The 18,855-nt window shown below is 66.9% G+C and carries 13 protein-coding genes; 11 read left to right on the forward strand and 2 right to left on the reverse strand.

Annotated elements, in window-relative coordinates:
- Positions 1-157: 157 nt before the first annotated feature.
- Entirely contained in the window at positions 158-1,825 is a 1,668-nt protein-coding gene (gene aceF, locus N7607_RS13495; protein ID WP_279868479.1) for a dihydrolipoyllysine-residue acetyltransferase, read from the reverse strand.
- Positions 1,826-1,836: 11 nt separating this feature from the next.
- Complete coding sequence (gene aceE / locus N7607_RS13500) at positions 1,837-4,482, reverse strand: pyruvate dehydrogenase (acetyl-transferring), homodimeric type (RefSeq protein ID WP_279868478.1); 2,646 nt, start codon at positions 4,480-4,482, stop codon at positions 1,837-1,839.
- Positions 4,483-4,723: 241 nt separating this feature from the next.
- On the opposite strand from aceE, the gene glnE reads away from it, so the two are divergent.
- From glnE to N7607_RS13555, 11 genes are all read left to right on the forward strand, one after another.
- A complete protein-coding gene (gene glnE, locus N7607_RS13505) occupies positions 4,724-7,627 on the forward strand; it encodes a bifunctional [glutamate--ammonia ligase]-adenylyl-L-tyrosine phosphorylase/[glutamate--ammonia-ligase] adenylyltransferase (protein ID WP_279868476.1) in 2,904 nt (967 codons plus the stop codon).
- A 40-nt stretch (positions 7,628-7,667) separates the two neighbouring features.
- Positions 7,668-8,591 (forward strand): branched-chain amino acid transaminase, encoded by a 924-nt coding sequence (locus N7607_RS13510; protein WP_137975112.1) that lies wholly within the window; start codon positions 7,668-7,670, stop codon positions 8,589-8,591.
- Between the two features lie 154 nt (positions 8,592-8,745).
- Positions 8,746-9,783 (forward strand): lipopolysaccharide heptosyltransferase II, encoded by a 1,038-nt coding sequence (gene waaF, locus N7607_RS13515; protein ID WP_279868475.1) that lies wholly within the window; start codon positions 8,746-8,748, stop codon positions 9,781-9,783.
- A complete protein-coding gene (gene waaC, locus N7607_RS13520) occupies positions 9,780-10,784 on the forward strand; it encodes a lipopolysaccharide heptosyltransferase I (protein ID WP_279868474.1) in 1,005 nt (334 codons plus the stop codon). Before waaF ends, waaC begins: the two co-directional genes overlap by 4 nt.
- Positions 10,784-11,905, forward strand: a complete 1,122-nt coding sequence (locus tag N7607_RS13525) for a glycosyltransferase family 4 protein (protein WP_279868473.1) — start codon at positions 10,784-10,786, stop codon at positions 11,903-11,905. The genes waaC and N7607_RS13525 overlap by 1 nt, the downstream gene beginning before the upstream one ends.
- A gap of 91 nt (positions 11,906-11,996) precedes the next feature.
- Complete coding sequence (gene rfaP, locus N7607_RS13530) at positions 11,997-12,812, forward strand: lipopolysaccharide core heptose(I) kinase RfaP (protein WP_279868471.1); 816 nt, start codon at positions 11,997-11,999, stop codon at positions 12,810-12,812.
- Positions 12,809-13,546 (forward strand): lipopolysaccharide kinase InaA family protein, encoded by a 738-nt coding sequence (locus N7607_RS13535; protein ID WP_279868468.1) that lies wholly within the window; start codon positions 12,809-12,811, stop codon positions 13,544-13,546. Before rfaP ends, N7607_RS13535 begins: the two co-directional genes overlap by 4 nt.
- Positions 13,543-14,286, forward strand: a complete 744-nt coding sequence (locus N7607_RS13540) for a lipopolysaccharide kinase InaA family protein (protein ID WP_279868465.1) — start codon at positions 13,543-13,545, stop codon at positions 14,284-14,286. The genes N7607_RS13535 and N7607_RS13540 overlap by 4 nt, the downstream gene beginning before the upstream one ends.
- Entirely contained in the window at positions 14,286-15,707 is a 1,422-nt protein-coding gene (locus N7607_RS13545) for a lipopolysaccharide kinase InaA family protein (RefSeq protein WP_279868464.1), read from the forward strand. Before N7607_RS13540 ends, N7607_RS13545 begins: the two co-directional genes overlap by 1 nt.
- 155 nt (positions 15,708-15,862) lie before the next feature.
- Positions 15,863-17,617 carry a carbamoyltransferase gene (locus N7607_RS13550; RefSeq protein WP_279868462.1) on the forward strand — a complete coding sequence of 585 codons (1,755 nt, stop codon included), beginning with the start codon at positions 15,863-15,865 and terminating at the stop codon, positions 17,615-17,617.
- 113 nt (positions 17,618-17,730) lie between these two features.
- Positions 17,731-18,852, forward strand: coding sequence for a glycosyltransferase (locus N7607_RS13555; protein ID WP_279868503.1), 1,122 nt, complete (start codon positions 17,731-17,733; stop codon positions 18,850-18,852).
- Positions 18,853-18,855: the final 3 nt, after the last annotated feature.

Raw genomic sequence — 18,855 nt, forward strand, 5'->3', positions numbered from 1 at the left:
CCCCTCTCCCATGAATGGGAGAGGGGAGCTAATCGAGCACTCTCTATGTGAACAGCATTACTGCCACGGCGGGGCTTTTCTTTGCCAATAAAAAAGCCCCGCCAAGAGGCGGGGCCGAGGAGTGAGGCGTCGAGCCTCCAAAGCACAGCTTGGTTCGTTACAGCAGCAGGGTGCGGATATCTCCCAGCACGTCGCCCAGGCGCTTGGTGAAGCGTGCGGCGGCGGCGCCGTTGATCACCCGGTGGTCGTAGGACAGCGACAGCGGCAGCATCAGGCGCGGCTGGAAGGCCTGGCCGTCCCACACCGGCTGCATTGCGGCCTTGCTCACCCCGAGGATCGCCACTTCCGGCGCGTTGACGATCGGCGTGAAGCCAGTGCCGCCGATATGGCCGAGGCTGGAGATGGTGAAGCAGGCGCCCTGCATGGCGTCCGGCGACAGCTTCTTGGTGCGCGCCTTCTCCGCCAGCTCGGCGGCTTCGCCGGCCAGCTGCAGCAGGCTCTTCTGGTCGACGTCGCGGATCACCGGGACCAGCAGGCCGTCCGGGGTGTCCACGGCGAAGCCGATGTGCACGTACTTCTTGCGGATCAGCGCCTTGCCGCTTGGCGCCAGCGAACTGTTGAAGTCCGGCAGCTCCTTGAGCAGGTGGGCACAGGCCTTGAGCAGCAGCGGCAGCACGGTCAGCTTGACCCCGGCCTTCTCCGCCACCGCCTTCTGCGCCACGCGGAAGGCTTCCAGTTCGGTAATGTCGGCGCTGTCGAACTGGGTCACGTGCGGCACGTTGAGCCAGCTGCGGTGCAGGTTGGCGGCACCGACCTGCATCAGGCGGGTCATCGGCACTTCTTCCACCGGGCCGAACTTGCTGAAGTCCACTTCCGGAATCGGCGGGATGCCGGCACCGCCGATGGCGCCGGGCGCCGGAGCGTTCTTGGCCTGTTGCAGCATGGCCTTGACGTAGTTCTGCACGTCCTCCTTGAGGATGCGACCTTTCGGGCCGCTGCCCGGCACGGCGGCCAGGTCGACGCCGAACTCGCGGGCGGTCATGCGCACGGCAGGACCGGCGTGGACCTTGCTGCCGTCACGTACCGGGGCGCTGACCGCAGCGGCAGCCGCGGACAGCGCGGCGATGGCGCCGACTTCGGCGGCCACCGCCGGCGCGGCGCCCGGCGGCGTGCTGTGCACGGCCGCTGGCGCAGGAGCAGTGGCGGCCGGAGCCGGTGCTGGTGCGGGCGCCGCGCCGGCAACCTTGAGCTTGAGAATCAGATCGCCGGTGCCGACTTCGGCGTCCAGCTTGACCAGCACTTCCTCCACCACGCCGGCGGCCGGCGAGGGGATCTCCATGCTGGCCTTGTCCGACTCCAGGGTGATCAGCGACTGGTCGGCGGTGATGCTGTCGCCAGCCTTGACCATGACCTCGATGACCTTGACCTTGCCGCTGGTGCCGATGTCCGGCACATGCACGTCCTGCACGCTCTCGCTGGCGGCCGCAGCCGCGCTCGGCTGGGGCGCCGGTGCGCTGGGCGCCTCGGCCTCGTCGACGGCCTGGGTCGGTTTGCTCGGTACCGGAGCCGCGGCGGGCTCGGCGGCCGAGGTGGCGCCCTCGACCTCCAGCTCCAGCAGCTCGTCGCCGGTCTTCAGCTTGTCGCCCAGCTTGACCTTCAGGCTCTTGATCACGCCGGCCTTGGGCGAGGGCACCTCCATGGAAGCCTTGTCGGATTCCAGGGTCAGGATGCTCTGCTCGGCCTCGACGCGATCGCCGACCTTGACCAGCAGTTCGATTACTTCACCTTCGCCGCCGATATCGGGTACGCGTATCAACTCGCTCACAATGCGTCTCCTCAGCAGTCCAGGGGGTTGGCTTTTTCGGGGTCGATGCCGAACCTGGCGATGGCATCGGCCAGCACCTTGGCTTCGATCTCGCCACGGTCGACCAGCGCCTCCAGCGCGGCCAGCACCACCCAATAGCGGTCCACCTCGAAGAAGTGGCGCAGTTTCTTGCGGCTGTCGCTGCGGCCGAAGCCGTCGGTGCCGAGCACCTTGTACTCCTTGCTGGGCACCCACTGGCGCACCTGCTCGGCGAACAGCTTCATGTAGTCGGTGCTGGCGACCACCGGGCCCTTACGGCCGGTGAGGCATTCCTGGATGAACGCCTGCCTGGGCTTCTGCCCCGGGTGCAGACGGTTCCAGCGCTCCACGGCCAGGCCGTTGCGGCGCAGTTCATTGAAGCTGGTGACGCTCCACACGTCCGAGCCGATGTTGAATTGCTCGCGCAGAATCTTCGCCGCCTCGCGCACTTCGCGCAGGATGGTGCCGCTGCCCAGCAGCTGCACATGGTGGGCGGCTTCCTTCTTGTCCTCTTCGAGCAGGTACATGCCCTTGATGATGCCGTCCTCGGTGCCGGCCGGCAGGGCCGGCTGCTGGTAGGACTCGTTCATCACGGTGATGTAGTAGAAGACGTTCTGCTGCTGCTCGATCATCTCCTTGATGCCGTGGCGAATGATCACCGCCAGCTCGTAGCCGTAGGTGGGATCGTAGGTGCGGCAGTTGGGGATGGTCGCGGCCATGATGTGGCTGTGGCCGTCCTCGTGCTGCAGGCCTTCGCCGTTGAGCGTGGTGCGGCCGGCGGTGCCGCCGATCAGGAAGCCACGGGCACGGCTGTCGCCGGCGGCCCAGGCCAGGTCGCCGATGCGTTGGAAGCCGAACATCGAGTAGAAGATGTAGAACGGCAGCATCGGCTGGTTGTGCGTGGAGTACGAAGTACCGGCGGCGATCCAGCTGGACATGGCGCCGGCCTCGTTGATGCCTTCCTCGAGGATCTGGCCCTTCTTGTCCTCGCGATAGAACATCACCTGGTCCTTGTCGACCGGCTCGTAGAGCTGGCCGACCGAGGAGTAGATGCCGAGCTGACGGAACATGCCTTCCATGCCGAAGGTACGCGCCTCGTCCGGCACGATGGGCACGATGCGCGCGCCCAGGTCCTTGTCCTTGACCAGCTGCGAGAGGATGCGCACGAAGGCCATGGTGGTGGAGATGTCGCGGTCGCCGGTGCCGTCGAGGATGGCCTTGAGGGTCTCCAGCGGAGGAGTCGGAATGCTGAAGCTCTGGTTGCGGCGCTGTGGCACGAAGCCACCCAGCGCGGCGCGGCGCTCGTGCAGGTACTTGTATTCCGGGCTGCCCGGCTCGGCGGTGACGAAGGGCAGGTTCTCCAGCTGGTCGTCCTTGACCGGGATGTCGAAGCGGTCGCGGAATTTCTTCAGGCTGTCGATATCGACCTTCTTGGTGTTGTGCGCGGTGTTCTTCGCCTCGCCCGCGCCGGTGCCGTAGCCCTTGATGGTCTTGGCCAGCACCACGGTCGGCTGGCCCTTGTGATTCACCGCCTGGTGGTACGCCGCGTACATCTTGTAGGGGTCGTGGCCGCCGCGGTTGAGGTTCCAGATTTCCTGGTCGGAGAGGTCCTTGACCATCTCCTTCAGCTCCGGGCTGTTGAAGAAGTGCTCGCGCACGTAGGCCCCGTCCTTGGCTTTGTAGTTCTGGTACTCGCCGTCGATCACTTCGTCCATGCGGCGTTGCAGGATGCCGTCGACGTCCTTGGCCAGCAGCGGGTCCCAGAAGCGGCCCCAGATGACCTTGTTGACGTTCCACTCGGCGCCACGGAACACGCCTTCCAGTTCCTGGATGATCTTGCCGTTGCCGCGCACCGGGCCGTCCAGGCGCTGCAGGTTGCAGTTGATCACGAAGATCAGGTTGTCCAGCTTCTCGCGGCCGGCCAGGGAGATGGCGCCGAGGGATTCCGGCTCGTCGCACTCGCCGTCGCCCATGAAGCACCACACTTTTTGCTTGCCAGCAGGGATATAGCCGCGGCTTTCCAGGTACTTCATGAAGCGTGCCTGGTAGATCGCCTGGATCGGGCCGAGGCCCATGGACACGGTGGGGAACTGCCAGAAGTCCGGCATCAGCCAGGGGTGCGGGTAGGAAGACAGGCCCTTGCCGTCCACTTCCTGGCGGAAGTTGTTCATCTGCTCTTCGCTGATGCGCCCTTCGAGGAAGGCGCGGGCGTAGATGCCGGGGGAGGCGTGGCCCTGATAGAAGATCAGGTCGCCGCCGTGCTCCTCGGTGGGGGCCTGGAAGAAGTAGTTGAAGCCGATGTCGTAGAGGGTCGCGCTGGAGGCGAAGCTGGAGATATGACCGCCCAGGTCCGGGTCTTTCAGGTTGGTGCGCATCACCATGGCCAGGGCATTCCAGCGCACCAGGGAGCGGATGCGGCGCTCCATGAACAGGTCGCCGGGCATGCGTGCCTCGTGGCCGACCGGGATGCTGTTGCGGTAGGGCGTGGTGATGGCGTAGGGCAGCTGGGTGCCGCTGCGGGTGGCCAGCTCGCCCATGCGGGTCAGCAGGTAGTGGGCGCGGTCTTCACCTTCTTTGTCGAGGACGGACTCGAGGGCATCCAGCCATTCCTGGGTTTCGACGGGATCGAGGTCTTGCATGGCTTGCTCCAGGGCGGAAAGGCTTCCAGAATCGGAGGCCTGGGCTCGTGCACGCTTTTTGGGCGGGCTACGGGAAGTCGTTATCGACCAGGGCGTTCATGGTCGTTTTTGTAGTTTTACTACATTTCGATGGCGCCTGTGGAGTCCGGGACACATTCTTTAGTAGTAAAACTACAGTTTCAGGAAGGGCAGTGGCGCCTGGGATAGATCGGGTCTGACTGCCCGCCCCCAAGGATAGACCATGAGTTTGCCGCCACTGGCTGCCCTGCCGACCACCCTGTTGCCCCACGCCGAACGCGCTGCCGCGCTGCTGCCATCCGACTGGTCGGGCGAGCGCGCGGAGGCGCTGCGGCGGGTCTGCGCGCTCAGCGATTTCGTTCATGAACAGGCCGTGCGTGCTCCCGAGCTACTGGCCGAGTTGGGCGCCAGCGGCGAGCTGGAGCGGCGTCTGCAGGGCGGCGAGTTGCGCGCCCAGTTGCAGGCCGCGCTGGCCGACTGTGCCGACGAGGACGAGCTGGGCCGGCGCCTGCGGCGCTTCCGCAACCGCCAACAGGTGCGCATCATCTGGCGCGACCTGACCCGCCAGGCCGACCTGGCCGAGACCTGCCGCGACCTCTCCGACCTGGCCGATGCCAGCATCGATGGCGCCTACCAGTGGCTGTTCCCGCGCCATTGCGAGCAGTTCGGCACGCCGATCGGTCGGCGCTCCGGCGAGGTGCAGCACATGGTCATCCTCGGCATGGGCAAGCTCGGCGCCCACGAACTCAACCTGTCCTCGGACATCGACCTGATCTTCGGCTACCCGGAAGGCGGCGAGACAGAGGGCGTGAAGCGCTCGCTGGACAACCAGGAGTTCTTTATCCGCCTCGGCCAGAGAGTGATAAAAGCGCTGGACGCGATCACCGTCGAGGGCTTCGTGTTCCGCGTCGACATGCGCCTGCGACCGTATGGCTCGGCCGGCGCGCTGGTGCTCAGCTTTAACGCCCTGGAACAGTATTACCAGGACCAGGGCCGCGACTGGGAGCGCTACGCGATGATCAAGGCGCGGGTGGTCGGCGGCGACCAGGCCGCCGGCAAGCAGCTGCTGGAGATGCTGCGACCCTTCGTCTATCGCCGCTACCTAGACTTCTCCGCCATCGAGGCGCTGCGTTCCATGAAGCAGCTGATCCAGCAGGAAGTGCGGCGCAAGGGCATGAGCGACAACGTCAAGCTCGGCTCCGGCGGCATCCGCGAGGTCGAGTTCATCGCCCAGGCCTTCCAGCTGATCCACGGCGGTCGCGACCTCAGCCTGCAGCAGCGGCCGCTGCTCAAGGTGCTGGCGACCCTGGAGGGGCAGGGCTATCTGCCGCCGCCGATCATCGCCGAGATGAAGGAAGGCTACGAATTCCTGCGCTACACCGAGCATGCCCTGCAGGCCATCGGCGACCGCCAGACGCAGATGCTGCCGGATAACGACATCGACCGCGCGCGGGTGGCCTGCATCATGGGCTGCGAGTCCTGGGCGCAGTTCATGGAGCACCTGGCGCAGTGGCGCGGGCGCATCGAGTGGCACTTCCGCCAGGTCATCGCCGACCCGGACGAGGACGAGGGTGGCGAGGTCGAGACCTGCGTCGGCGGCGAGTGGCTGCCACTGTGGGAAGAGGCGCTGGACGAGGAAATGGCCGGCCGCCAGTTGGCCGAGGCCGGCTTCAAGGAACCCGCCGCCGCGCTCAAGCGCCTGATCGACCTGCGCAGCGGCAGCCAGGTGCGCACCATGCAGCGCCTCGGGCGCGAGCGCCTGGATGCCTTTATCCCGCGCCTGCTGGCGCAGACCGTGGAACACGCCAACCCGGACCTGGTGCTGGAGCGCGTGCTACCGCTGATCGAGGCGGTGGCGCGGCGCTCCGCCTACCTGGTGCTGCTCACCGAGAACCCCCTGGCGCTCAAGCGCCTGCTGACCCTGTGCGCGGCGAGCCCGTGGATCGCCGAACAGATCACTCGCTTCCCGCTGCTGCTCGACGAGCTGCTCAACGAGGGTCGTCTGTTCAAGCCGCCGCTGGCGCCGGAACTGGCCGCCGAGCTGCGCGAGCGGCTGACGCGGATTCCCGAGGACGACCTGGAGCAGCAGATGGAGGCCCTGCGCCACTTCAAGCTGGCCCACGGCCTGCGGGTGGCCGCCTCGGAGATCGCCGGCACATTGCCGCTGATGAAGGTCAGCGACTACCTGACTTGGCTGGCCGAGGCCATCCTCGACCAGGTGCTGGCCCTGGCCTGGCGCCAGACCGTGGCCAAGTACGGCAACCCGCGCCGCGCCGACGGCAGCCTGTGCGACCCGGACTTCATCATCGTCGGCTACGGCAAGGTCGGTGGCCTGGAATTCGGCCACGGTTCTGACCTGGACCTGGTGTTCATCCACGACGGCGATTCCCAGGCCGAGACCGACGGCGCCAAGCCCATCGATGGCGCGCAGTTCTTCGCCCGCCTGGGCCAGCGCATCATTCACCTGCTGACCACCCAGACCACCTCCGGCCAGCTGTATGACGTCGATATGCGCCTGCGCCCTTCGGGTGCCGCGGGCCTGCTGGTCAGTTCCCTCGGCGCCTTCCAGCGCTACCAGGAAAGCGAGGCCTGGACCTGGGAGCACCAGGCGCTGGTGCGCGCTCGCGTGCTGGTCGGTTGCGCGCGGGTCGGTGCGGCCTTCGAGCGAGTGCGCGCCGAGGTGCTCGGCCGCGAGCGCGACCTGCCCAAGCTGCAGGCCGAAGTCAGCGAGATGCGCGCCAAGATGCGCGACAACCTGGGCACCCGGGAAACCGCCGCCGGCACCGCGGAAAATGCCTTCGAGGCGGCGTCTTCCTTCGATCTGAAGCAGGACGCCGGTGGTATCGTCGATATCGAATTTATGGTGCAATACGCGGCCCTGGCGTGGTCGCGGCAGCACCCCGAGCTGCACCGCTACACCGACAACATCCGCATTCTCGATGGCCTGCGTGACGTGGGATTGCTGCCCGCCGCAGACGTCGAACTGTTGCAGGAGGCCTACAAGGCCTACCGCTCCGCCGCCCACCGGCAGGCGTTGCAGAAACAGCCGGGCAAGGTCGGCGGTGACCAGTTCGCCGCCGAGCGCCGCAGCGTGATGCGCCTGTGGCGCGAGCTGGGCCTGAGCTGACCGACGATTTGAACGAGACGAACACTGAGGAGTGGCAACGATGTCGATGGCCGACCGCGATGGCGTGATCTGGTATGACGGCGAACTGGTGCAGTGGCGCGAAGCGACCACCCACGTGCTGACCCACACCCTGCACTACGGCATGGGCGTGTTCGAGGGCGTACGCGCCTACAACACCCCGCAGGGCACCGCCATCTTCCGCCTGCAGGCGCACACCGACCGCCTGTTCGACTCGGCCCACATCATGGGCATGAAGATCCCCTTCACCAAGGAGGAGATCAACGAAGCCACCCGCGCCGCCGTGCGCGAGAACAACCTGGAAACTGCCTACATCCGCCCGATGGTGTTCTACGGCAGCGAGGCCATGGGCCTGCGCGCTACCGGCCTGAAGGTGCACGTGATCGTCGGCGCCTGGCACTGGGGCGCCTACATGGGCGACGAGGCGCTGCAGAAGGGCATCAAGGTGCGCACCAGCTCCTTCACCCGTCACCACGTCAACATCTCCATGACCCGCGCCAAGGCCAACGGCAACTACATCAACTCGATGCTGGCCCTGCAGGAAGCCATTTCCGGCGGCGCCGACGAGGCCATGCTGCTGGATACCGAAGGCTACGTGGCCGAGGGTTCGGGCGAGAACATCTTCCTGGTCAAGAACGGCGTGGTGTACACCCCGGAAGTGACCTCCTGCCTGAACGGCATCACCCGCGCCACCGTGCTCACCCTGGCCAAGGAACTGGGCATCGAGGTGGTGGAGAAGCGCATCACCCGCGACGAGGTGTACATCGCCGACGAAGCCTTCTTCACCGGCACCGCCGCGGAAGTCACGCCGATCCGCGAAGTGGATGGCCGCCAGATCGGTATCGGCAGCCGCGGTCCGGTGACCGAGAAACTGCAGAAGGCCTACTTCGATCTGGTCACCGGCCAGACCAGCGCCCATGCCGAGTGGCGCACACTGGTCAAGTAAGGCCCAGACATTGAATGATCGTGACCAGAACCTTATGTATTGGTCACGATTGCCCCGTTCCGGGCTGCCGTGGTTCGCTCGGGGCATGTGAAACAGAGATAACAGGGTAGTGACTGGGGAGGCGTTAGCCTCCCCGCTCATTTCCGGAGTCGTGATGAGAATACTGATCGTGGGCCCCAGCTGGGTCGGTGACATGGTGATGGCGCAGACCCTGTTCGTCTGCCTCAAGCAACGCCACCCCGGCTGCGAGATCGACGTGCTGGCGCCCGAGTGGAGCCGGCCGATCCTCGAGCGCATGCCCGAAGTGCGCGCGGCGCTGAGCTTCCCGCTCGGCCACGGCGTGCTGGATATCGCCACCCGCCGCAAGATCGGCAAGTCCCTGGCCGGCCAGTACGACCAGGCGATCCTGCTGCCCAACTCGCTCAAGTCCGCCCTGGTGCCGTTCTTCGCCGGCATCCCCAAGCGCACCGGCTGGAAGGGCGAGATGCGCTACGGCCTGCTCAACGACATCCGCAAGCTGGACAAGCAGCGACTGCCGCTGATGATCGAGCGCTTTATGGCGCTGGCCTACGAGCCGGATGCCGAGATTCCCAAGCCCTATCCGCAGCCGCGCCTGGCGATCGACGAAGCCAGCCGCGCCGCCGCCCTGGCCAAGTTCGGTCTCGGGCTGGATCGCCCGGTGCTGGCGCTGTGTCCCGGCGCAGAGTTCGGCGAGGCCAAGCGCTGGCCGGTGGAGCACTACGCCAAGGTCGCCGAGATCAAGATCCGCGCCGGCTGGCAGGTGTGGCTGTTCGGCTCGAAGAACGACCATCCCGGCTGCGAAGACATCCGTAGCCGCCTGATTCCCGGCCTGCGCGAGGAGTCGGTCAACCTGGCCGGTGCAACCTCGCTGGCCGAGGCCATCGACCTGATGTCCGCCGCCGGTGCCGTGGTGTCCAACGATTCCGGCCTGATGCACGTGGCCGCCGCGCTCAACCGTCCGCTGGTGGCGGTGTATGGCTCCACTTCGCCGCAGTTCACCCCGCCGCTGGCGGACAAAGTGGAGATCGTGCGCCTGGGCCTGGACTGCAGCCCCTGCTTTGACCGCACCTGCCGTTTCGGCCACTACAACTGCCTGCGCGAACTCAAACCGCGCCCGGTGCTGGAGGCGCTGGATCGCCTGGTCGCCGACCCCATCGAGGTCGCCGGATGAGGGTGCTGCTGATCAAGACCTCGTCCCTCGGTGACGTGATCCACACATTGCCGGCGCTGACCGATGCGGCGCGGGCGATTCCCGGCATCCAGTTCGACTGGGTGGTGGAGGAGGGCTTCGCCGAGATTCCGGCCTGGCACCCGGCCGTGGCCCAGGTGATCCCGGTGGCCATCCGCCGCTGGCGCAAGCACCTGCTGCAGACCTGGAAGAGCGGTGAGTGGAAGCGCTTCAAGCAGCGCCTGGGCGAGGTCGATTACGACCTGGTGATCGATGCGCAGGGCCTGTTCAAGAGTGCCGTGCTGACCCGCTACGCCAAGGCGCCGGTGGTCGGCCTGGACCGCGACTCGGCGCGCGAGCCGATCGCCTGCCGCTTCTACGACCGCCTGTATGCCGTGGCCAAGGATCAGCATGCCCTGGAGCGCACCCGCCAGCTGTTTGCCCAGGCCCTGGGCTACGAGCTGCCGCAGCAGATCGGCGACTACGGCCTGGATCGCGCGGCCATGGCCGATGCGTCGGCGCAGCCCTATCTGCTGTTCCTGCATGGCACCACCTGGGCCAGCAAGCACTGGCCGGAGGCCGACTGGCGTGCCCTGGCCGAGCGCATGGCGGCGCAGGGCTGGGCGATCCGCCTGCCCTGGGGCAACGAGGTGGAACGCGAGCGCGCCCAGCGCATCGTGGCGGGCATCGATAACGCCGCGGTGCTGCCCAAGCTCAACCTGGCCGGCGTGGCCAAGGTGATCGCCGGCGCCACCGCCTGCGTCGCCGTGGACACCGGTCTCGGCCACCTGGCCGCGGCGCTGGATGTGCCGACCATCTCCCTGTACGGCCCGACCCTGCCGGGCAAGGTCGGCGCCTATGGCCGCGGCCAGGTGCACCTGTGCGCCACCGGCCCGCATGCGGGCCTGGGCGACCGCCGCAAGCCGTGCTTCGACGGCCTCGACGCCCGGCGCGTGGGCGATCAACTGAACGCCATGCTGTTGGCGCAGCAGGAGGCGGTCTGATGCAGCTGGCCTTCGTCCTCTACAAGTACTTCCCGTTTGGGGGATTACAGCGCGATTTCATGCGGATCGCCCTGGAGTGCCAGGCGCGTGGCCACGCCATTCGTGTCTACACGCCGATCTGGGAAGGCGAGATTCCCGCCGGTTTCGATGTGCGGGTGGCGCCGATCAAGGCGCTGTTCAACCACCACCGCAACGAGCGCTTCAGCGCCTGGCTGGCCGCCGACCTGGCGCGTGACCCGGTGGATCGCGTGGTCGGCTTCAACAAGATGCCCGGCCTAGACGTGTACTACGCCGCCGACGGTTGCTACGAGGACAAGGCGCAGACCCTGCGCGCGCCGATCTACAAGCGCTGGGGCCGCTACAAGCACTTCGCCGACTACGAGCGGGCGGTGTTCGCCCCCGAGTCGAAGACCGAGATCCTGATGATCTCCGAAGTACAGCAGCCGCTGTTTATCAAGCACTACCGGACGCCTGCGGCGCGCTTCCATCTGCTGCCGCCGGGCATCGCCCAGGACCGTCGCGCACCGGCCAATGCGGCCGAAATCCGCGCCGAGTTTCGTCGCGAGTTCAAGCTGGCGGACGACGACCTGCTGCTGGTGCAGATCGGTTCCGGCTTCAAGACCAAGGGCCTGGACCGCAGCCTCAAGGCGTTGGCCGCCTTGCCGCGCGAGCTTAAAAAACGCACGCGGTTGATCGCCATCGGCCAGGACGACCCCAAGCCCTTCCTGCTGCAGGTCAAGGCTTTGGGACTCTCCGACCAGGTGCAGGTCCTCAAGGGGCGCAGCGACATTCCGCGCTTCCTGCTCGGCGCCGACCTGCTGGTTCATCCGGCCTACAACGAGAACACCGGCACCGTGCTGCTGGAGGCTATGGTCTCCGGCCTGCCGGTGCTGGTCAGCGAGGTCTGTGGCTACGCCCGCTACATCGTCGAGGCCGATGCCGGGCGCGTGGTACCGGCGCCGTTCGAGCAGGATGCCTTCAACCGAATGCTGGCCGAGATGCTCGGTGATGGCGCGGCGCGGGTGAAGTGGGGCGCCAATGGCCTGGCCTTCGCCGCCAGTGCCGACCTGTATTCCATGCCGCAGCGCGCGGCCGATGTGATTCTGGCGGAGCGTGCATGAGTAGCGGGTTTTTCCTAGGAGCGAGCTCTGCTCGCGAAGCTTTTTCCGGGCCTGGTTCGCGAGCAGAGCTCGCTCCTACATGGAGGCTCGTATGCGCCTGATCCTCGCCGAACCGTTCCAGTCGCTGTGGGCCGGGCGTGATGCCTTCGCCGCCGTGGAGGCCCTGCAGGGCAAGGTCTACCGCGAGCTGGAAGGGCGCCGCACCCTGCGCACCGAGGTCGACGGGCGCGGCTACTTCGTCAAGATCCATCGCGGCATCGGCTGGGGAGAGATCGTCAAGAACCTGCTCACCGCCAAGCTGCCGGTGCTCGGCGCCGGTCAGGAATGGGCGGCGATCCAGCGTCTGACCGAGGCCGGCGTGCCAACCATGACCGCCGTAGCCTATGGCGAACGCGGCAGCAATCCGGCGGCGCAGCATTCGTTCATCGTCACCGAGGAACTGGCGCCGACCACCGACCTGGAGCAGTTGACCCTGAACTGGCTTCAGCAGCCGCCAGAGCCACGGTTCAAGCGCGCGTTGATCGCCGAGGTGGCGAAGATGACCGGCAACATGCACCGCGCCGGGGTCAACCATCGCGACTGCTATATCTGCCACTTCCTGCTGCACACCGACCGGCCGGTGACGGCGGACGACTTCCGCCTGTCGCTGATCGACCTGCATCGCGCCCAAGTGCGCAGCGCCACGCCGACCCGCTGGCGCAACAAGGACCTGGCCGGCCTGTATTTCTCCGCCCTGAACATCGGCCTGACTCGCCGCGACAAGCTGCGCTTCCTCAAGGCCTACTTCCAGCAGCCGCTGCGCGACATCCTGCGTGACGAGGCGGCGCTGCTGGCCTGGCTGGAGCGCAAGGCGGACAAGCTGCTGGCGCGTTACGCGCGCAAATACGCACCGGGAGCCCAGGGATGAGCGGTTGGCGGCTGAATGCCGAACTGCCAGCGCCCCTGGCGGCCGAGCTGGCCAGCCTGGAGCGAGTGTTCGCCCTGGAGGGCAAGCGCCTGACCCGCGACCCGTTGTCGGAAGTGATCCTGATCGAGCGCGACGGCGTGCGTTACTACGTCAAGCGCTACTGGGGCGCCGGCAAGGGGCTGCGCCGCTACCTGGGCCGGCCGCGGGTCAAGGCCGAGTGGCAGAACCTCAAGCACTTCGCCACATGGGGCATTCCCACCGCGCCCATCGTCGCCTACGGTCTGGAGCGCAAGGGCGGCGCGTTCCTGCGCGGCGCGCTGATCACCCGCGAGCTGGAAAACACCCAGGACATGGCGCTGCTGGCCAAGCGTCGTGACGAGCGCCTGCGCGATCCGCAGTGGGTGGACGGCATCAGCCGCCAGCTGGCGACGGCGACCCGGGCGCTGCATGACCACCACTTCGCCCACAACGACCTGAAGTGGCGCAACCTGCTGGTCAATGATCGCGCCGAGCTGTTCTTCATCGATTGCCCGACCGGCACCTTCTGGTGGGGGCCGTTCCTGCGCTACCGCATCGTCAAGGACCTGGCCTGCCTGGACAAGGTCGCCAGCCAGGTGCTGTCGCGCAGCCAGCGTCTGCGTTTCTACCTGCAGTATCGTGGCCGCGAGCGCCTGAGCGCCGGGGACAAGCGGCGGGTAAGAGAGATAGTGAAATTCTTCGAGGGCAGGGAATGAGCGACTTTATCGCCGCCGAGGATCGCGCGATCCTCGAACGCCACGGACTGGCGGACTACGACGCGCTGTGGGCGCTCAAGCTGGAGGCGGTGGACGAGCCCAACACCGAGCGCGGTGGTTGGAGCAGCGTCTATCGCCTGGACCTGGGCGAGGCGGCCTACTACCTCAAGCGCCAGAGCAATCACCTGACCCGCACCCTGACCCGGCCGTTCGGCGAGCCGACCTTCGCCCGCGAGTTTCGCAATATCCAGCGCTATAAAGAGCTGGGCGTGCCGGCCCTGCAGGCGGCCTTCTTTGGCGAGCGCCAGTTGCCCGGCGAGCAGCGGGCCATCCTGCTGACCCGCGCCCTGGATGGCTGGCAGGACCTCGACCAATGGCTGCAGCGCTGGCCGCAGCTGGCCGAGGCGCAGCGCAGCGCCATCCTGCAGGCCTGTGGCGAGCTGGCCGGACGCCTGCACGGCGCCGGCCAGGTGCATGGCTGCTTCTATCCCAAACATATTTTCCTGCGCGAGCAGGGCGCTGGCTTCGCCGCCCAGCTGATCGACCTGGAGAAGACCCGGCCGCTGCTGTTCGGCCGTCGCGACCGGATCAAGGATCTGGAGCCGCTGCTGCGCCGCGCCAGCGCCTGGAGCGAGGCCGACGTACGCCAGTTGCTGGTCGCGTATCTGGGTGCCGAGGCGGATATCGCGCCCTGGAGCCAGCGCCTCGGCGCGCGCCGCCGGCACAAGGAGGCACGCTGATGCAGCTCGCCGAGCTGGCGTCGTCCGGCCGCGCGCCGACCCTGCCGTTGGCGTTGCAGCTGGCTGGCGAGGAACTGGTCATCGAACGTCTGCTGCGGGTGCTGCCGGGGCAGCGCTATGTCGGCCTGGCCCGTTGGCAAGGCCGCGCCGTGCTGGCCAAGTTGCTGGTCGGGCCCAAGGCAGAACGCCACTTTCAACGTGAGCTGCTCGGCGCGCGCCTGCTCGCCGAGCAGGGCCTGACCACGCCGCAACTGCTGGCGCAGGGCTTTGCGGCGGAGCAGGGCGGCTGGCTGCTGTTCGACTACCTGGACGGCGCCGAGAGCCTGTGGGACGCCTGGCGCGCGGTGGAGCGCGAACCGCTGCTGTCCGATGCCCAGCAAGCGGTGCTGGGCGAGGCCCTGGCCGCCATCGGCCAGCTGCATGCGCGAGGGCTGTGGCAGTCCGACCTGCACCTGGACAACCTGCTGCGCCAGCAGGGGCAGCTGTACCTGATCGATGGCGGCGGTGTGCTGGCCGAAACGGCCGGCCAGCCGCTGTCGCGGGCGCGGGTGCTGGCCAACCTGGGTGTGTTCTTCGCCCAGCTGCCGGCGGAGCTGGAGCCCTTCACCGAAGAGCTGCTGGTGCACTACCTGCTGGTCAATGCCGAGCACGCCCTGCCGCTGGAGGCGCTGCTCGATGAGGTGGCCAAGGTGCGCCAGTGGCGCCTGCGTGACTACCTGAAGAAGGTCGCCCGCGATTGCAGCCTGTTCGCCGCGCAGATCGGCGCCTTCGGCCTGCGCGTGGTGCGCCGCGAGCGCGTCGAGCAGTTGCAGGCTCTGCTGGCCGATCCGGACGCGGCGATCTCCCGGGGCCAGGCGCTGAAGAATGGCGGCAGCGCCACGGTGGCGCTGGTGCAGGGCGAGAGCGGGCCGCTGGTGATCAAGCGCTACAACATCAAGAACTGGCGGCACTGGCTCAAGCGCTTCTGGCGGCCCAGTCGCGCCTGGCACAGCTGGGTCGAGGGTAATCGCCTGCAGCTGTTGGGCATCGCCACGCCGCGCCCGCTGGCGGTGCTCGAGCGGCGCTGGTGCTGGCTGCGCGCCCAGGCTTATCTGGTGACCGAGCATTGCGCCGGCGAAGACCTGCTCGCGCGCTTCGCTGCCCATGTCGACGGCGCACCGCCAGAGGCGGAACTGCAGGCCCTGGACCGGTTGTTCGCCGCGCTGCTGCGCGAACGCATCAGCCATGGCGATCTCAAGGGCACCAACCTGTTCTGGGACGACGGGCACTGGAGCCTGATCGACCTGGATGCCATGCAGCAGCACCGCGGCCAGGCCGGCTTCGTCCGTGCCTATGTCCGCGATCGGGCGCGTTTCCTGCGCAACTGGCCGCAGGATTCGGCCCTGCACCGCTTGCTCGACCAGCGCCTGCCGCGGCTCTAGAGGCCTCGGCGAGCGGACCGCATGGTCAGCTTCCTGGCGGAATACCCTAGGTCGGGTGCAGCGGCTATAATCCCCGGCTTTGTTTGGGCGAGCGCATGCTCGCCTTCCACCCTTCCGTGGCGGCACGCCCGCCCGCAGCTGCAAGAGGCTTTCCCGTGGCATTGACCATTCTCGGCCTGTCCGGCGCACTCAGCCATGACCCGTCCGCCGCCCTCTATATCGACGGCAAGTTGATCGCGGCGGTCGAGGAAGAGCGCTTCGTGCGCGACAAGCATGCGAAGAACCGCATGCCCTACGAGTCCGCCAAGTTCTGCCTGGAGCAGGCCGGGATCAAGCCTTCCGACGTCGACGTGGTGGCCATTCCCTTCGCCCCCATCAGCCTGTTCGGCAAGGCCCGCTGGCACTACGCCAAGCGCTACTGGTACGCCCCGGACCGCTCGCTCGACGCGATCCTGATGGGCAACCGCCGCTACAAGCGCTACCACAAGAAGATCCAGTGGTGCCTGGAGCAGCTCGGCTTCGACCTGAAGAAGGTCAAGATCGAGCCGGTCGAGCACCACCTGGCCCACGCCGCCAGTGCCTACCACTGCTCGGGCTTCAAGGAAAAAACCGCGATCCTCGGCATCGACGGCAAGGGCGAGTACGCCACCACCTTCTTCGGCTATGGCGAGAACGGCAAGATCCACAAGATCAAGGAATTCTACGATCCGGATTCCCTCGGCGGTCTGTACGGCGCGATCACCGAGTTCCTCGGTTTCGAGATGCTCGACGGCGAGTTCAAGGTCATGGGCATGGCGCCCTATGGCGATGCGGCCAAGTACGATTTCTCGCGCCTGGCCAAGTTCGAGAACGGCGAGCTGACTATCAACACCGACTACGCCAACGTCATCGGCTTCCGTCGCTACAAGGAAAACGGCAAGGGCTACTACTTCTCGCCCAAGCTGATCGAATGGCTGGGGCCGAAGCGCCAGGGCGACATCGCCGACGATCCTTACATCCACTACGCCGCCAGCATGCAGGCCCTGTTCGAGAAGCTGGCGCTGGAGATGATGGAGTACTACCTCGGCGACATCCTCAAGGAAACCGGCAAGATCGCCTTCGCCGGCGGCTGCGCGCTGAACGTCAAGCTGAACCAGAAGATCATCGCCCGCGACGACGTGAAGGAGCTGTTCGTGCAGCCCGCTTCCGGCGACGCCGGTACCTCGGTCGGCGCCGCCGCCTACGTTTCGCACCAGCGCGGCGTGCCGGTGGAGAAGATGGAGCACGTCTACCTCGGCCCGTCCTACTCCAACGAGGACGTGATCGCCGCCTGCGCCCGCCACCCGAACAAGCCGGTGTTCAAGCAGATCGACAACGTCGAGCAGCGCATCGCCAAGATCATGGTCGACGCCAACCCGGTGGCCTGGTTCCAAGGCCGCATGGAGTTCGGCCCGCGTGCCCTCGGCGGCCGTTCGATCATCGGCTGCCCGAGCGTGCCGGGCGTGGCCGACCGCATCAACGAACAGATCAAGTTCCGTGAGCGCTGGAGACCCTTCTGCCCGTCGATGCTCGACACCGTGGCCGCTCAGATGCTCAAGGTCGACCATCCGAGCCCGTTCATGACCTTCACCTTCGAAGTCAACGACGAGTGGAAAAACCGCGTCGGCGAAGTGGTACACGAGGACGGCACCTCGCGCGCCCAAGTGCTGGAACGCCAGTACAATCCGCGCTGGTACGACCTGATGCTGGAGCTGGAGAAGCTCACCGGCAACGGCGTGTCGCTGAACACCTCGCTCAACCGCCGCGGCGAGCCGATGATCTGCTCGCCAACCGACGCGCTGAACATGTTCTACGGCTCGGACCTGCAGTACCTGATCATGCAGGACATCCTGGTGGTCAAGGATGGCAAGGACTGGTATGACAACATCTGAGGGGGCTGGCCGTCGCCTGACTGAGCGAGCTAGCGCAGGGCTAGGCGAGGGGCGCCGAGGAAGCGGAGTTTACTGTGGTAAATGAGCAGTCCGAGGCGGCGCTCAACGACGCCCTGCCGACGCGCAGCCAGCCAGAGCAGTGGGTTCTGCAGTTCTGCCACGGCTATGACGGCCCCTTCCTCGATTGCGCGCGGCAGTACGCCGCGCTGTTTGCCGGTACGCCGTACAAGGTCTGCACCGTCTACCTGACCGGCGCGCCGAGCCGCGAGGTCGAGCAGGGCTCCGCTTCCGACGAAGTGATCTTTCTCGATTTCTCCAGTCGCCAGGTGCGCGGCCTCAAGCTCGCGGCCATTCGCGAGTTGCGGCGCATCGCGGCCTCGCGCGACTTCAAGCTGTGCATCGCCCATCGCTTCAAGCCGATCTACGTGGCGCTGCTGGCCACCGCGCTGCCGGTGATCGGCGTGCACCATGCCTTTGGCGTCTATGGCCGACTCAGCCGTCGGCTGTTCGTCAATCGCTTCCGCCGCCGTCTGCTCCTGCTCGGCGTATCCAGTGCGGTGCGCGATGAAATGCGCACGCACTTGGGCAACTGGCCGGTCGAGCGCATCGAGACGCTGTACAACCGTATCGACGTCGACGCCGCCCGCGCCGAGCTGGCGCCCCGCGAGGCGGCACGCGAGCATCTCGGCCTGCCGGCGGATGCCTGGGTGGTCGGCAACGTCGGCCGCCTGCACCCGGACAAGGACCAGGCCACGCTGATCCGCGGCTTCGCCCAGGCCCTGCCGCGGCTGCCGAGCGGTAGTCTGCTGGCGGTCATGGGCAGCGGCCGGCTGGAGGCGTCGCTGAAGGCGCTCGCCGCAGAGCTGGGCGTCGCCGATTCCGTGCGCTTCCTCGGCCAGGTGGCCAATGGGCGCCGGTATTTCCGCGCGTTCGATGTGTTCGCCCTGAGTTCGGATCATGAGCCGTTCGGCATGGTCCTGCTGGAAGCCATGGCCGCCGGGGTGCCGGTGATTGGTACCGACTGCGGCGGTGGGCGCGAGGTCATCGAGGGCGTGGGTGAGTTGTTCCCGCTCGGTGCGCCGGCCGATCTCGCGGAAGCTCTGGTGCGCCAGGCCCAGGTCCAGGATCTGCGGACGCTGCGTCAGGAAATGCTGGCGCGCCTGCAGCAGAGCTTCTCCGACCAGGCTGTGCGCCAGCGCTTCTGGGCATTGCCGCTACTTGCCGAGCTGAACTGAGGA

Origin of the sequence: Pseudomonas sp. GD04019, assembly GCF_029837695.1 — a bacterium.
Lineage (GTDB): Bacteria > Pseudomonadota > Gammaproteobacteria > Pseudomonadales > Pseudomonadaceae > Aquipseudomonas.